General features: G+C 39.1%; 16 protein-coding genes. 7 read left to right on the top strand and 9 right to left on the bottom strand.

Annotated elements, in window-relative coordinates; genetic code table 11:
- Positions 1-263: 263 nt before the first annotated feature.
- A complete protein-coding gene (gene murJ / locus O1Q79_RS00870) occupies positions 264-1,838 on the top strand; it encodes a murein biosynthesis integral membrane protein MurJ (RefSeq protein ID WP_386692505.1) in 1,575 nt (524 codons plus the stop codon).
- 8 nt (positions 1,839-1,846) lie between these two features.
- Positions 1,847-2,725, top strand: coding sequence for a DMT family transporter (locus O1Q79_RS00865; protein ID WP_386692504.1), 879 nt, complete (start codon positions 1,847-1,849; stop codon positions 2,723-2,725).
- Positions 2,726-2,876: 151 nt separating this feature from the next.
- On the opposite strand, the gene rlmC is transcribed toward O1Q79_RS00865, so the two are convergent.
- Genes rlmC through hinT form a run of 4 tightly spaced genes read right to left on the bottom strand, consistent with a single transcriptional unit; the run spans position 2,877 to position 5,811 of the window.
- Positions 2,877-4,043, bottom strand: coding sequence for a 23S rRNA (uracil(747)-C(5))-methyltransferase RlmC (gene rlmC / locus O1Q79_RS00860; protein ID WP_386693316.1), 1,167 nt, complete (start codon positions 4,041-4,043; stop codon positions 2,877-2,879).
- A 2-nt stretch (positions 4,044-4,045) separates the two neighbouring features.
- The gene (gene nagZ / locus O1Q79_RS00855) at positions 4,046-5,092 is read right to left on the bottom strand and encodes a beta-N-acetylhexosaminidase (protein WP_386692503.1); all 1,047 of its coding nucleotides are present in this window, start codon (positions 5,090-5,092) and stop codon (positions 4,046-4,048) included.
- A gap of 2 nt (positions 5,093-5,094) precedes the next feature.
- Positions 5,095-5,451, bottom strand: a complete 357-nt coding sequence (locus O1Q79_RS00850) for a YcfL family protein (protein ID WP_386692502.1) — start codon at positions 5,449-5,451, stop codon at positions 5,095-5,097.
- 9 nt (positions 5,452-5,460) lie between these two features.
- Positions 5,461-5,811, bottom strand: a complete 351-nt coding sequence (gene hinT, locus O1Q79_RS00845; RefSeq protein ID WP_386689464.1) for a purine nucleoside phosphoramidase — start codon at positions 5,809-5,811, stop codon at positions 5,461-5,463.
- 255 nt (positions 5,812-6,066) lie between these two features.
- Between hinT and focA the strand changes: the two genes are divergently transcribed.
- The 3 genes from focA to ribF all read left to right on the top strand — a co-directional run bounded on the left by focA (position 6,067) and on the right by ribF (position 10,412).
- Positions 6,067-6,924: a formate transporter FocA gene (gene focA / locus O1Q79_RS00840; protein ID WP_386693314.1), complete on the top strand. Its 858-nt coding sequence runs from the start codon at positions 6,067-6,069 to the stop codon at positions 6,922-6,924.
- Between the two features lie 72 nt (positions 6,925-6,996).
- Positions 6,997-9,309, top strand: coding sequence for a formate C-acetyltransferase (gene pflB, locus O1Q79_RS00835; RefSeq protein ID WP_386689462.1), 2,313 nt, complete (start codon positions 6,997-6,999; stop codon positions 9,307-9,309).
- Positions 9,310-9,482: 173 nt separating this feature from the next.
- Positions 9,483-10,412, top strand: coding sequence for a bifunctional riboflavin kinase/FAD synthetase (ribF, locus tag O1Q79_RS00830; RefSeq protein ID WP_386692501.1), 930 nt, complete (start codon positions 9,483-9,485; stop codon positions 10,410-10,412).
- 69 nt (positions 10,413-10,481) lie between these two features.
- Here the strand turns inward: ribF and nfuA are convergent, their stop codons facing one another.
- Positions 10,482-11,069, bottom strand: a complete 588-nt coding sequence (gene nfuA / locus O1Q79_RS00825) for a Fe-S biogenesis protein NfuA (RefSeq protein WP_386689458.1) — start codon at positions 11,067-11,069, stop codon at positions 10,482-10,484.
- 65 nt (positions 11,070-11,134) lie between these two features.
- A complete protein-coding gene (locus tag O1Q79_RS00820; protein ID WP_386692500.1) occupies positions 11,135-11,821 on the bottom strand; it encodes an amidophosphoribosyltransferase in 687 nt (228 codons plus the stop codon).
- A gap of 126 nt (positions 11,822-11,947) precedes the next feature.
- On the opposite strand from O1Q79_RS00820, the gene O1Q79_RS00815 reads away from it, so the two are divergent.
- Positions 11,948-12,451, top strand: coding sequence for a DUF2301 domain-containing membrane protein (locus O1Q79_RS00815; RefSeq protein ID WP_386692499.1), 504 nt, complete (start codon positions 11,948-11,950; stop codon positions 12,449-12,451).
- 32 nt (positions 12,452-12,483) lie between these two features.
- On the opposite strand, the gene O1Q79_RS00810 is transcribed toward O1Q79_RS00815, so the two are convergent.
- Positions 12,484-13,296, bottom strand: coding sequence for a Cof-type HAD-IIB family hydrolase (locus tag O1Q79_RS00810; protein ID WP_386692498.1), 813 nt, complete (start codon positions 13,294-13,296; stop codon positions 12,484-12,486).
- Between the two features lie 93 nt (positions 13,297-13,389).
- Here O1Q79_RS00810 and tpx point away from each other — a divergent pair, with 93 nt between their 5' ends.
- Complete coding sequence (tpx, locus tag O1Q79_RS00805; protein WP_386692497.1) at positions 13,390-13,887, top strand: thiol peroxidase; 498 nt, start codon at positions 13,390-13,392, stop codon at positions 13,885-13,887.
- A gap of 60 nt (positions 13,888-13,947) precedes the next feature.
- On the opposite strand, the gene nagA is transcribed toward tpx, so the two are convergent.
- Both nagA and nagB read right to left on the bottom strand, forming a co-directional pair.
- Positions 13,948-15,090 carry an N-acetylglucosamine-6-phosphate deacetylase gene (gene nagA / locus O1Q79_RS00800; RefSeq protein WP_386692496.1) on the bottom strand — a complete coding sequence of 381 codons (1,143 nt, stop codon included), beginning with the start codon at positions 15,088-15,090 and terminating at the stop codon, positions 13,948-13,950.
- A 42-nt stretch (positions 15,091-15,132) separates the two neighbouring features.
- Positions 15,133-15,942: a glucosamine-6-phosphate deaminase gene (gene nagB / locus O1Q79_RS00795; RefSeq protein WP_386692494.1), complete on the bottom strand. Its 810-nt coding sequence runs from the start codon at positions 15,940-15,942 to the stop codon at positions 15,133-15,135.
- Positions 15,943-15,990: the final 48 nt, after the last annotated feature.

Genomic DNA, 15,990 nt, shown 5'->3' with positions numbered 1-15,990 from the left:
GTCAAACTCCTAAGAATTTCTGTTAATTAATCAATATTGCTCTTTCATTCAAAATTAGAATGAGCTGTCTGTAAATTTGTTGTTTTCGGTGAGACACAACCGAATCTTGGCACCGTTTTTCGGTTGCTATAAGCCGTTAAGCAACGCTTTAAACAATGTAGGGCGAGATTTTATCAGTTTTTTTTGTTTTAATATAGCATTAAAATGAAATTTCTATAAAATTAAGCTAATTTTTTCCGATTTCTACATTGAGAACAACCATTTTGAGTAAACGACTTTTAAAATCAGGCATTATCGTCAGCAGCATGACATTACTTTCACGGATACTCGGTTTAGTGCGAGATGTGGTGATTGCCAATATCATCGGAGCAGGTGCAGCAGCAGACGTATTTTTATTTGCTAACCGTATTCCGAATTTTTTACGCCGTTTATTCGCAGAAGGTGCATTTTCGCAAGCCTTTGTGCCAGTCTTAGCGGAATATCAAAAATCAGGCGACATCAACAAAACTCGTGAATTTATTGCCAAAGTGTCGGGAACCTTAGGCGGTTTAGTGACTCTTGTTACTGTATTCGCTATGATTGCTTCGCCGATTGTCGCCGCCATTTTCGGGACGGGTTGGTTTGTGGATTGGCTTAACGATGGACCCAATGCGGAAAAATTTAGCCAAGCGTCATTATTGCTTAAAATTACTTTCCCTTATTTATGGTTTATTACGTTTGTGGCGTTATCAGGGGCGATTTTAAACACCATTGGCAAATTCGGCGTGATGTCTTTCTCGCCTGTATTGCTGAATATTGCCATGATTTGCACCGCACTTTTATTAGCACCACATTTAGATAGCCCCGATCTTGCGTTGGCAATCGGTATTTTTGTCGGTGGTTTGCTACAATTTCTGTTTCAAATTCCCTTTTTGCGTCAAGCTGGCTTACTCGTTAAGCCAAAATGGGCGTGGAATGATGTCGGTGTGAAAAAAATCCGTACCCTGATGATTCCCGCTTTATTCGGCGTTTCCGTCAGTCAAATTAATTTATTGCTTGATACCTTTATTGCCAGTTTTTTAATGACAGGATCGATTAGCTGGCTGTATTATTCCGACCGTTTACTGGAATTTCCGCTCGGTTTATTTGGCATTGCGATTTCTACCGTGATTTTGCCCACATTAGCTCGTCATCATGTGAATCGTAGTGATGATGCACAAAAAAGTGCGGTGGATTTTCGTCAAACTATGGATTGGGGCGTTCGTATGATTTTATTACTCGGCGTACCAGCCATGATCGGTATTGCAGTATTAGCTGAACCCATGTTACTCACGTTATTTATGCGTGGGCAATTTTTGCTCAATGATGTGCAAGCCGCTGCCCTTTCGTTGTGGGGATTTAATGCTGGCTTATTGAGTTTTATGCTAATCAAAATTCTGGCGAACGGTTACTACGCCAGACAAGACACCAAAACGCCGGTGAAAATTGGGATTATTGCCATGGTCAGTAATATGGGCTTTAATCTATTGGCTATTCCGTTTAGTTATGTGGGTTTAGCCATTGCCTCTGCCATGTCGGCTACGCTGAATGCTTATTTGCTTTATCGTAGATTAGCCCAAGCCGATGTGTATCATTTTTCGAAAAAAAGTGCGGTCTTTTTTAGCAAAGTTTTGCTTTCTGCCGTGGTAATGGGATCGTTGGTGTGGTATTTTAGTCCTGAATTAATGACATGGCACGCCATGACATTTTTTAAACGAGTACATTGGTTAGCTTGGTTAATCTGCCTTGCCGCAGTAAGCTATTTTGCTATGTTAATCTTACTCGGTATCCGCAAACAGGATTTATTAGCCAAAAGCTAAGGATAACCATGATTTATCTCTTATTAGCTGCCCTTATTTGGGGAAGTTCATTTATTGCAGGAAAATATAGTTATGCGATGTTTGACCCTGCCATTACCGTGCAATTACGTTTAGCCATTGCAGCCATTTTTTCTTTGCCTGCCTTTTTTCCTGCTTATCGCAAAATTCCAAGCCATTTAGTCAAAAAAATGTGGCTGATTGCATGTTTGGTGTTTCCAACGGTATTTATGTTGCAATTTATCGGGCTATCTTTCACCTCCGCCGCCAGTGCCGTTACTATGTTAGGGGCAGAACCCTTAATTACTGTGCTAGTTGGCGTATTATTCTTCAAACAACGGCTTAAATTAATCGACATTCTGTTTGGTATCGTTGCCTTTATCGGGGTTGCCTTAGTGGTATTAGGTTCTGAAGAACAAGGCGATGTCAGCCTATTAGGTTGCTTAATGGTTCTCTCTGGCGGTTTCATTTTTGCGTTTTGTTTATATATGAGCAAAGATGTGATGAAAGAACTCAAAGCGGTTGAATTTACCAATATTTTAATTGTATTAGGCACCGTAACCTGTGTTCCTATGACCCTATTATTTACCCAAAATTGGCAGATTAACCCGAGTAGCGAGGGTATTTGGGGGGTTCTCTATTTATCCGTAGGTTGCACATGGTTAGCCTATATTTTATGGAACAAAGGCTTACAAGATGTCAGTGCCAATATTTCCGCTATTTTCAGTGCGTTAGAACCTGTGTTTGGGGTTTTTCTTGCTTTGCTGATTTTAGGCGAACATCTTTCTTTGGTCACAGCAGTCGGTGTCGCTTTGGTTATTTTCTCCGCCATGGGATCCACGCTATTACCTGTTTGGTTTAGAAAATGGACAAGTCCGAAATTGAACTAATTTTGTTTGATTAGGGCGTGTCCCTATTCCATAAATCTATAGATTTTGGAGGGAAAAAGCACATATTCAAGGCAAAAATCGCAGCCATAGCTATTCTATGGCGAGAATTTTTAACGCAGAATAGGGACTTTTTACCCCAAAAGATACGATTTTATGAAATAGGGACACGCCCTAACAACCCCAACACCTCATAATGACTAGTATGTGGAAACATATCGAATAGTTGTATTTTACGAAGTTGGTAATGGCTTAATTCGTCTAAATCTTTTCCCATGCTCACTGCATTACAGCTGGAATAGAGAATAAATGGCGGTTGCATTTGATTGAGAAATTGGGCTAACGGCTTGCCAATACCTCGTCTTGGGGGATTGACGATGACTAAATCAGGCTTCGTTTGTTGATCCTTTAGAGCAAAATTAGCCGCATCGAGGGATTGAAAATTGACATTTTTTAGACCGCACTTTTCCGCTGATTTTTTCGCTGCTTGAATGGCAGACGGTGAAATTTCAATGCCAGTTAATTCAACATGCGGATTTTTCTCGCTAAGTGCTTTCGCACAATGTAAACCAAATCCGCCTACGCCACAAAACAAATCCCACAGCGAATTAATGGGGAAATCTTTTATCCACTGTTGAGCTGTCGCATAAAGGTTTTCTGCCACGGTTGGATTGGTTTGGAAAAAACCTTGTGGACGGATAAATAGCGGAATTTGGTTAAATTGTTCTTCCAACACTTTCTGTTCAGTGAGAAAAATTTCTTTTTCGCCCTCTAAAATCGCCGCATGCTGAGGTTGAATATTCGCGGTAATTACCTTTAACTGCGGTAATTTTGCTTGTAATTTCGCTAATTCTCGTTGAATTAATGCAATCTTGTTCTCGGAGCGTAATACAAAACGCAACATCAATTCGCCGTTATAACGGCTTTCGGTGAGTAAAATAAATTTCAGTTCACCTTTTTGTTTTGCTATGTTGTATGGCACTAACCCTGCACGTCCAATAAAGTCTTTGAGAATAGGGAAAATATTGACAAAATGGGCTGGATAAAGCTCACAATCCGTTAAATCTACCGCTTGATCTTGTGGATTCACAATGCCTAAAATTGGGCGTTCCACCGCCCCTGACACCACCATTTTGGCTTTATTGCGAAACGCTGTCAGTGGTGATGGAAAAGGTGCAAACCAAGCGAGTTTTGACAGATCTAATTTAGCCAGTTGTTGTTTTAGATGCTCTTGTTTTTGGTGTAATTGTAATGGATAGTCGTTCGCTATCCATTGACAAGACTGACATTGTTGAGCTTGATAATGCTGACAATTAATCATCATTAGATTTTACATTCCAACCATTGCTGTTGAAATGCAGTCAATACTTTGTGATTTCTTAACCAACGTTCGGTTTTAGTCAGTTCATTCCACGAAAAAGATTTTTGCTTAAATAGTGAACGTAAATGCTGTTGACGTTGTGCAAAGTGCGGTGCATTTTCTTGCAGTTTTAGCTTATCCAACACTTGTACCACGCCATCAGGTTCATTGCATAACAATAATAAATCACAACCTGCGTGCAAGGCTTTTTCGCTACGCTCTATAAAATCCCCCATAAATCCGGCCCCTTTCATGCCAAGATCATCAGAGAAAATGGCACCGTTAAAGCCGAATTGTTGGCGAAGAATGGATTGTAACCAGTAGCTTGAACCGCTAGCTGGTTGAGCGTCACATTGCGTATAGATTACATGAGCAGGCATAATCGCATTAAGCAAATTGTTGGCAATCAACTGTTGAAACGGCTGAATATCTTGCTCAAAAATCACCGCACTTGGACGCTCATCATAAGGCGTTTCTAAATGACTATCGGCGATAACGTGACCATGCCCAGGGAAATGTTTGCCTGTGGTCGCCATGCCTGCTTGTTTCATGCCGTGGATAAACGCCGTGGCAAGGCGAATGGTAGGTTCAATATCACCACTAAAACTACGATCGCCGATGGCTTTGCATTGATGTCCTAAATCTAGCACTGGAGCAAAACTTAAATCAATATCCAGTGCCGTCATTTCTGCTGCCATTTGCCAGCCACTTTCTAAGGCAATACGTTGTTGTTCTTGATGATCAGAACAAATTTCGGCAAAAGATTGCATGGCAGGCAGTTGGGTAAAACCGTCACGGAAACGCTGTACCCGACCGCCCTCTTGATCCACGGTGATCAATAAGGACTTTTTCACTCGTTGCCGAATATCTTTAATCAGGGCTTGAATTTGTTCACGGTCGTAAAAATTGCGACTGAATAGAATTAAGCCTGCGACTAAGGGGTGTTCTAGCAGTTCCACTTCTTCTTGGGTAAGCTGTTGACCTTTTAAATCAATAAGTAAAGTTGACATAGTTATTTTAATTGTAAATATAAACGATAATTCACACTTTCAGGTGTTGGCTTACTCAAATTAATGGCTTGCTTTTGTTCAGGAGCAAGCAATAAATTTGCCCGATATTGTTCTTGTTGTAAGCTCACAGGTTGCGTCACGCCGTTTTGATCATACCAAAATACATCATATTGAACGTTAATATTTTGATTTGATTTATTTTTTACCCATGCGGATTGAGCAGTTACATTAGCATCAATCAATGGGTTAAGTTCCGCCGTAATATTTAAAATCGGGGCATGAGTATAAACTAATGACGGCTGGCTTGAACTACAGGCGACTAAAAAAAGTGCGGTGCAAATTAACAGAATTTTTTTCATGCACTCGCCCTATTTTGCCAACATTCTGCCGAGCGGTTCACCGCCAACTAAGTGCATGTGAATATGAAATACTTCTTGTCCGCCATGTTTATTGCAGTTCACAATTAAACGATAGCCATCTTCCGCAATGCCTTCTTGCTCTGCAATTTTGGCTGCCACGGTAAATAACCGTCCTAAAGCAATTTCATCTTCTGTGGTTACATCATTGACGGTTGGAATCAATTTGTTCGGAATGATTAAAATATGGGTGTTGGCTTGTGGTGAAATATCACGGAAAGCGGTGACTAATTCATCTTGATAAACAATATCCGCTGGAATTTCTTTACGAATAATTTTGCTGAAAATGGTTTCTTGTGGCATGTGCTGTCCTTTTAAAATTTGTAGAAATCATACCGCACTTTTTAGCAGAAAATGGGGAAAATTGCAATTTTTAAGGATGTTTGTTAAAACCTTGTTACAACCCTATTATGCTTTTTGATCTAAAACAAGTTTTCTTCGGACTTTCATTAAATTTCTTTGCTTTTAAGTGATGTTTATCCGTATAATTAACAAAATTTATAAATTTTCAAAAAATGTTTAGATTTTTGAAATCCCTAGTAAATAAATAAAAATATGATGAAATCTGAAGAAAATATCTCAACCGTAATGGCAAGTCCAACGCAAATGGCTCAAACAGGTGAAGATGCCGGAGCGTATAAAGCCAGCAAAAATCAATTCTATTCTTTCTTATCTGCCATTTCCGCAGGTGCATTTATTGCTCTAGCATTCGTTTTTTATACTACCACGCAAACTGGTAATGTTGGCACATCTTGGGGTTTAACCAAATTAGTCGGTGGTCTGGTATTCTCTGTCGGCGTTATTATGGTGGTGGTGTGTGGTTCTGAATTATTTACATCATCTACCATGACTATGGTCGCTCGAGTCAGTGGTCGGATTAATACCTTACAAATGCTACGCAACTGGATTGTGGTGTATTGCGGTAATTTTGTGGGTGCCATTTTTATTGTATCCTTGATTTGGTTTGGTGGTCAGTTAATGGCGGCAAACGGTCAGTGGGGCTTAACCATTTTGCAAACGGCACAACATAAAATTCATCATACTTGGATTGAAGCCTTTTGCTTAGGTATCTTGTGTAATATTATGGTATGTATTGCAATATGGATGGCGTATGCTGGCAAAACCCTGACGGATAAAGCCTTTATTATGATTTTACCGATCGGTTTATTTGTGGCATCGGGCTTTGAGCATAGTGTGGCGAATATGTTTATGATTCCAATGGGGATTTTAACCGCACATTGTACTTCGCCTGAATTTTGGCAAATGATTAATCTTGATCCGGCACTATTTGCCGATTTAGATGTCTATCATTTTATAGTGAAAAATTTAATTCCTGTGACCTTAGGTAATATTGTAGGTGGCGGTGTTTGTATTGCGTTAATGCAATGGTTTACTAACCGGCCGCATGCACATTAGGTTAGTCGTAGCAACAAGTTAATTTGTTGTTATATTGTGAAAAGTTTATTTATTAAAGAGGGAAAGTATCCAATGACTCAATTAACAGAAAATCAACAAAAAGCGTGGCAAGGTTTTGTCGCAGGTGACTGGCAAACTGAAGTAAATGTACGTGATTTTATCCAAAAAAACTATACGCCGTATGAAGGTGACGAATCTTTCTTAGCAGAAGTTACCCCAGCAACAGCGACCCTATGGGCAGATGTGATGGAAAAAATCAAAGTGGAAAATGCCACTCACGAGCCGTATGACATCGACTGTGATACTCCGTCCACCATTACTTCACACAAACCAGGTTATATTGACCAAAAATTAGAAAAAATCGTGGGTTTACAAACTGATGCACCTTTAAAACGTGCGATTATCCCTTACGGTGGGATCAAAATGGTTAAAGGTTCATGCCAAGTTTATCGCCGTGAATTAAACCCTGAAGTTGAACATATCTTTACTGAATACCGTAAAACCCACAACCAAGGGGTATTTGATGTTTATACACCAGATATTCTACGTTGCCGTAAATCAGGCGTAATTACTGGTCTTCCTGATGCTTATGGTCGTGGTCGTATTATCGGTGACTACCGCCGTGTTGCCTTGTACGGTATTGATTTCTTAATGAAAGATAAATTTAAACAATTTAATTCATTACAACCACGTTTAGAAGCAGGCGAAGACATTCAAGCCACTATTCAATTACGTGAAGAAATTGCTGAACAACATCGTGCGTTAGGCAAAATCAAAGAAATGGCAGCAAGTTATGGTTTTGATATTTCAAATCCAGCAACCAACGCACAAGAAGCCGTACAATGGACTTACTTCGCCTATTTAGCGGCGGTTAAATCACAAAACGGTGCAGCAATGTCATTCGGTCGTGTGTCTTCATTCTTAGATATTTATATCGAACGTGATTTGCAAGCAGGTAAAATTACTGAACAAGAAGCACAAGAATTAATCGACCACTTGGTGATGAAATTGCGTATGGTACGTTTCTTACGTACTCCAGAATACGATCAATTATTCTCTGGCGACCCAATGTGGGCAACTGAAACCTTAGCTGGTATGGGCTTAGACGGTCGTACCTTAGTGACTAAAAACAGTTTCCGTATTTTACACACTCTTTACACCATGGGACCGTCACCAGAACCAAACTTAACTATTCTTTGGTCTGAACAGTTACCAGAAGGCTTCAAACGCTATTGTGCCAAAGTGTCTATTGATACTTCTTCTGTGCAATACGAAAATGACGATTTAATGCGTCCTGACTTCAACAATGACGACTATGCGATTGCGTGCTGTGTATCACCAATGGTGGTCGGTAAACAAATGCAATTCTTCGGCGCTCGTGCAAACTTGGCGAAAACCATGCTTTATGCGATCAACGGTGGTATTGATGAAAAATCAGGTATGCAAGTGGGTCCTAAAACTACACCAATTACCTCTGAATACTTAGAATTTAATGAAGTAATGGATCGTATGGATCACTTTATGGATTGGTTAGCCACTCAATATGTGACTGCGTTAAATATCATTCACTTTATGCACGATAAATATGCTTATGAAGCCTCATTAATGGCATTACATGATCGTGATGTTTATCGTACCATGGCGTGCGGTATTGCTGGACTTTCTGTGGCAGCAGACTCTTTATCTGCGATTAAATATGCCAAAGTTAAACCAATTCGTGGCGATATTAAAGATAAAGACGGTAACGTGGTCGCAAGCAATGTGGCAATCGACTTTGAAATTGAAGGAGAATATCCACAATTCGGTAACAACGACAGCCGTGTAGATGATCTTGCGGTGGATTTAGTTGAACGTTTTATGAAGAAAATCCAAACCCATAAAACCTACCGTAATGCTGTACCAACACAATCTGTGTTAACCATTACCTCTAACGTGGTTTATGGTAAGAAAACAGGTAACACCCCAGATGGTCGCCGTTCAGGTGCGCCATTCGGACCTGGTGCAAACCCAATGCACGGACGTGACCAAAAAGGTGCGGTAGCCTCATTAACTTCTGTGGCTAAATTGCCATTTGCTTATGCGAAAGACGGTATTTCCTATACTTTCTCTATCGTACCAAATGCGTTAGGTAAAGATTATGAAGCACAAAAACGTAACCTTGCGGGCTTAATGGACGGTTATTTCCACCACGAAGCCACTGTGGAAGGCGGTCAACACTTGAATGTGAACGTATTAAATCGTGAAACATTGCTAGATGCGGTTGAACACCCTGAAAAATACCCACAATTAACCATTCGTGTTTCAGGTTATGCGGTACGTTTCAACTCATTGACTCGTGAACAACAACAAGATGTGATTACTCGTACGTTTACGGAAGCGATGTAATCACAGCAAAGCCCTGCACTTGTGTGCAGGGTTACGATAGTGACGATGCTCCGCATCTGATTATAAGCTACGGAGTAGCGACCACATGTTTAGCCTAGTACGCCAGTGCTAGGCTTTTTTGCTATTTGTGCGTATAATAAACCCAATAATTTAAAGATATAAATCCATTTACTATGCAACTAATACGCAGTATTCATCATTTTCCACGTAATTTTCCCCCTTGTGCCTTAACCATCGGCAATTTTGACGGTATTCATTTAGGGCATCAAAAAATCTTAACACATCTGAAAGAAAAAGCTCGGGCGTTAAATTTACCCACAGTCGTGATGATTTTTGAACCACAACCTCGGGAATATTTTCAAGGGGAAAAAGCACCAGCAAGATTAATGCGATTGCGAGATAAGTTACATTACTTTCAACAAGCTGGCATAGATTATGTAATCTGTGCTAAATTTGACCACACTTTCGCAGAACAAACCGCACAAGATTTTATTAGTGAATTATTAGTCAATAAACTTAACGTAAAATTCTTAAGCATTGGCGATGATTTCCACTTTGGGCAAGCCAGACAAGGTAATTTTGCTTTACTCCAGCAAGCAAGCCAAAAATACGGATTTGAAGTAGAAAATAACCGCACTTTTTGCTTAAATGAATTACGTATTAGTAGTTCTGCCATTCGACAAGCGTTAGCAGAAGATCGATTAGCTGATGCAGAAAAATTGCTAGGCAGACCTTATTGTATCTGGGGAAAAGTGATCCATGGTCAAAAACTCGGACGTACCCTAGGTTTTCCTACGGCAAACATTCACTTACATCGCCAAGTCAATCCCATTAAAGGGGTATATGCGGTGCAAGTGAAATTAAACTGCGGTCAAATTGTGCAAGGTGTTGCCAATATCGGGCAACGTCCAACTGTACAAGGTCTGATACAATTATTAGAAGTTCATCTATTTGACTTTGACCAAAATTTGTATGGACAAAATATTCAAGTGGAATTTTGCTATAAACTGCGTAATGAAATAAAATTTGCTTCTCTTGAGGCATTAAAACAACAAATTCAGCAAGATGCAGATATTGCTAGAGCTTATTTTTATTCAAAATAAGTGGATAAATAAAAGTGCGAGAAAACACAAAAATTTTCACCGCACTTTTATCTCTAATAGCGAACTAAATTAATAATAAGAATGCTCACCACGTTGGTGTTCAGTCACATCTTTTGCCCCTTTTAATTCATTCGGGAACATTTCTACTAATTGTTTTTCTACGCCATCTTTTAAGGTAACATCCACCATTGAACAGCCATTACAACCACCACCGAATTGTAACACTGCATAGCCGTCATCTGTCAGCTCTATCAAGGTAATCCGTCCACCATGACTGGCTAATTGTGGGTTAATTTGAGTTTGAATGACATAATCCACACGTTCGATTAGTGGTGCATCATCTGATACCTTACGCATTTTGGCATTAGGTGCTTTTAAGGTTAATTGAGCGCCTAATTCTTCTGTAACATAATCAATTTCTGCATCTTCCAAAAATGGCAAACTGACTTCATCCACAAAGGCAGAAAAAGTATCATATTGTAATTCTGTATCTGTATCTTCTACCGCATTAGCTGGACAATAAGACACGCCACATTCTGCACTGGGTGTACCAGGGTTAACCACAAAAATACGAATATTAGTACCCTCTTCTTGCTGATCTAATAATTTACGAAAATGAGCCTGTGCGGCTGCTGAAATAGTAATCTGTTGCTCCATGTTCTTTCCTTAATCTAAGCGATTTTGTCGGAAATGATACGCTGAGATCGCTCTTTATGCAAATTTTATGTGCGTGCCAATCCCCAGACTTGAATATGTTGTACGCCCATTTTGCGTAATTGTTTAGCAATTTCATTCATGGTTGAACCTGTAGTAATCACATCATCAAGAATACAGACCGATCTATAATTGCATTGTTTTAGTTTATTTTGCACCATAAACGCATTTTTTAGATTGTTACGCCGAGCTTTAGCGGTTAAACCTCGCTGGCTGTGAGTGTTTTTAGTGCGTAACAAAAGATCTTCTCGCACGGGAATATTTAACCAGCGAGCCAGCCATTTTGCCAGTAATGCTGCTTGATTATAACCCCGCTGCCAGTGGCGAAAATGATGTAATGGAACGGGTAAAATCACATCAGGCAAAGATAAAGCATGAGTACGTCTTGCATTTCGTACAGCTAAATAAAGCAAGCGTGCTAAACTCTGATCTAACCAAAACTGCCCTTGGAATTTGAAACGATGAATCAAGGTAGATAAAGGTTCGGAATAACGTCCGATAATCACCATCTGTTGCCATGCTGGTTCTTGCTGTAAGCATCTACCACAACGCAATTCATCACGAGTTAATTCCGCCCCACAGCAACCACAATACGCAAAACGGTAAATCTCTGCATTACAACGGCTACATAAACCATGGCAACCTATTGCTAATTTTTGCTGACATTTCACACAACTAAAGCCAAACCAGTTCATTTTATTTTATTCTTGATATTAATTTGTGATATTCTTGTTAAAAATCCAAATAATCACAAATAGCAACTGAAATATTTGGAATACAAATCACAAAAATTTTATTTTATTAAGATAAAGGAGTATAAAATGGCTGATCCACATATCAAGTCACCAATGGACTTTTTAGACTATCTCACAGTATGTTTATATCGCACAGGATTTATTCTGGCGGCGATTTTCACCGCACTTCTCCCCTACTACGAATTTGCTCAAATTGGTATTTTAGCGGCGGCGTTGCTTTGTGCTTCATCATTGCATATTTATCTCAAGAAATTCCGCTTGTTATTGCAATTTGCCACGTGGTTAGCACTATTTTTCCAGATTATCGGGCAAACAGAGCTCGCATTGGGAGCAGCATTAGTGACACTAGGTGGGCTTTGTTTTAAAGAATATTTTTGCTTCCGCATTTTTGCGTTAAATCTGATGCCAATTTTTGTAGCATTATTATGGTTGACTAAAGTCGCTGAAATAACTATTGGGTTACATATTCTGTCTGTTATTTGCACCGCACTTTTTGCCGTATTAGCGATTCAAAAATGGCGTATGCCATTGCATTTTGACATCGGAGATAAGGGAAAATATCAAGTCTAACAATTAATTTAGCTCCCTAGGGAGCTAAACCATTAATCAATTAACCCTGTTTGGTGAAGAAAACGATAAATTCCATCTCGTTCAATATGATCGGTTTCGAAATCCGCAACGGCTTTCAATTCATCACAAGCATTGCCCATTGCCACCCCTACACCAACGGTACTTAACATTTCCAAATCATTTAAACCGTCACCAAATGCCATCGCATTTTCGATAGATAAATTCAAATGCTTAAGTAAATGCAAGATACCACGTGCCTTAGAACCTTGAGCATCAAATAGATCGACCGATTGTTCATGCCAACGAACCGTTTTTAGTCCCTTTAACACCCCAGAATTTGCAACTAATTGATCTTTGCTTTCATCATAAAATGGCAAAATCTGAAATACATCATGTGTCTGGTAATAGTTTTTATCAATATGGTAATCCGTTTGCAATGGATCTAACGCACTACGCACTTGATCAGTAATTGCTGATACAGCTAAATGTTCGTTTGATACAAAGGTATAATCAAACCCGACAGATTCAAAGAATGCGACTACTTCTGTAATCTTTTGTGGTGGAATCGGTAGCTTATCCACTACGTTGCCCTGATGTACCACATATTGTCCATTCATGGTGACAAAAGTATTCATTCCTGCTTGCTTGACTAATGCTTTGATTTTAGGTGGAAAACTACAAGGTGAACGCCCTGTGGCAATAGCCGCAATAATCCCTTTTTGTTGTAATTTTTGAATGCTAGGCAATACGCTTTCAGGTAAGAAATCTTTATCTTTAACAATGAGTGTTTCGTCAATATCAAAAAATACGATTTTAATTTGATCGCTTAAATTAGGTAAATTCATATAAAATCCTTGAACTCTCGATTAAAATATCCCATTATTATGAATGAATTTGGACTTATGGTTAAGTATTATTATTTATTATAGGAGCATAAAATGACACAAGTAACATTAGCAGGAACTCTCATTGAAGTAAAAGGACATTTCCCACAAGTTGGTGAAACAGTTGAAAATTTAGTTTTTACTAACACTAAACTAGAAGACGTTGCTTTAAGCGACTTTGCTGGCAAACGCAAAATCTTAAATATTTTTCCAAGTATTGATACGGGTGTTTGTGCTACATCAGTACGCACTTTTAATCAGAAAGCAGCAAATTTAGCGAATACTGTTGTGCTTTGTATTTCTGCCGACTTACCTTTTGCTCACGCTCGTTTTTGTGGTGCGGAAGGTATTGAAAACGTGCAAACGCTATCCACTTTCCGTGATAAATCTTTACACACTAAATTGGGCGTAGATATTGCCAGTAGCGGTTTAGCAGGATTAACTTCTCGTTCAGTCATTGTGTTAGATGAAAATAACAAAGTATTGTATTCTGAATTGGTGAGTGAAATTAAAAATGAACCAGATTATGAAAAAGCATTAGCGGTATTATAATTTTCCCAAATAAAAACGTTGCTCATTTCTAGCAACGTTTTTGTTATAACAATACAGGGATTAATCTAACTGCCACACACCATTTACGGCGGTATTCACCACTTTAAAATCATGCGTAAACACAGTCAAGTTAGCAATTTTGCCGACTTCAATAGAACCAAGTTTATCATCTACACCAATTGCTCGAGCAGGATAAAGGTTACACATTCTCAAACTTTCGTCTAACGGAATACCCACTTCTTTCACGGCATTTTCGACACTTTCAATCATGGTGATAGATGAACCACTTAAAATGCCGTTGCCGTCAACACATTTGCCATCTCGCACATAAATGGTTTTGCCGACAAAAGTAAATTCTTTAATGTCTGAACCAGCAGGGGCAATAGCATCGGTGACGATACACAGTTTATCCCCTTTAGCACGATGGGCAATTTTCACATTACCAAAACTCACGTGCAAGCCATCTACAATAATACCCGCATACACATCATCGGAATCCAACACCGCACCGACTACACCCATATCACGTCCAGAACTCACTGGCGACATAGCATTGTGTAAGTGCGTTGCAAAAGTAATGCCTTTTTCAAAGGATTCTTTGGTTTGATCATAAGTAGCATTGGAATGCCCAATAGAGACGATAATCCCTGAATTAACAAAATCAGGCACATATTTCACAGTTGGATTATCGGCAGCCAAGGTTAACTTCGTGATGACATCCGCATTGGCACAGAGAAAATCTTTCATCTCAGGCAAAATCTCACGGATATATTCAGGTTGGTGAGTCCCTTTTTTCGCTACACTGATATAAGGCCCTTCCAAATGCAAGCCGAGAGCTTGATGTTGGTGTTTTGCCAAATATTCTCGCATAATTTTCACCGCACTTTTCATGTCTTCATCAGGGGACGTGATAAAGGTTGGCAAATAGCTGGTGGTACCTGAACGGACATTAGTGTCTTGCATAATTTCAAGGGTTTCTACGCTGGTTTGATCGTTAAACATCACGCCACCGCAACCGTTAAGTTGTAAATCAATAAATCCAGCTGTAAGGTTATTACCTTTTAAATCAAAATGTTGAATATCATGTGGTAAATGTTCTTGGCGAACAATATCCACAATTTTATCATTATCCACTATGACGGCATGACCATACAACACATCAGAACCTGTATAGATCACGGCGTTCGTTAAAGCATATTTCATTTTATATTCCTTAAAAGCATGAGGGCATAAAATGCCCTATTATTAATCATTAACTACTGAATGAATCGCTCGCGCTTCTAATTCAGTAAAATATTTAACTGTTTTTACTTTTAATTCTTGAGTCGCTGGTTCATCACACACCAAAATATAATGACGATGTTGTTGCAATGCACTAATCGTCCAGAAATGGTTCACTGAACCTTCCACGCCTGCCTGTACTGCAAGCGCTTTATTATGTCCCGTGGCAAGAATCATCACTTCTTCCGCATCTAATAATGTGCCTACACCGATAGTCAAAGCATATTTTGGCACTTTATTCACATCATTATCAAAGAAACGGGAATTGGCAATCAGTGTATCTTGGGTGAGAGTTTTAATTCTTGTACGTGATGCGAGTGACGATGCTGGTTCATTGAACGCAATATGACCGTCATTACCGACACCCCCCATAAAAAGATTAATTTTACCGTATGACTTAATTTTTTCCTCGTAACGGCGACATTCCGCATCATGATCTTCGCTGTTACCATTTAGAATATTGATATTTTTCTCTTGAATATCAATATGATTAAAGAAATTATTATACATAAAACTATGATAGCTTTCGGGATGTTCTATAGGTAAGTCAACATATTCATCCATATTGAATGTGACAACATGTTTAAAGCTTACTTCCCCAGCTTTACATAAAGCAATTAGTTCTTTATAAGTGGCTAATGGTGTACCACCAGTAGGTAGGCCTAAGACAAAAGGATGATCTTCTGTTGGTTGAAACTGATTAATTCGATCTACAATATGACGTGCAGACCATTTAGCTACTTGTTCAGCATTTTTTAATGGAATTAAACGCATATTAGCTCCTTAAAATAATTTGTTTTTTACACCGCACTTTTTTAAGTG

Origin of the sequence: Lonepinella sp. MS14434 (assembly GCF_042468235.1) — a bacterium.
Taxonomy (GTDB): domain Bacteria; phylum Pseudomonadota; class Gammaproteobacteria; order Enterobacterales; family Pasteurellaceae; genus Lonepinella.
The sequence above is the reverse complement of the archived record's forward strand: the minus strand, read 5'-3'. Positions and strand labels throughout refer to the sequence as shown.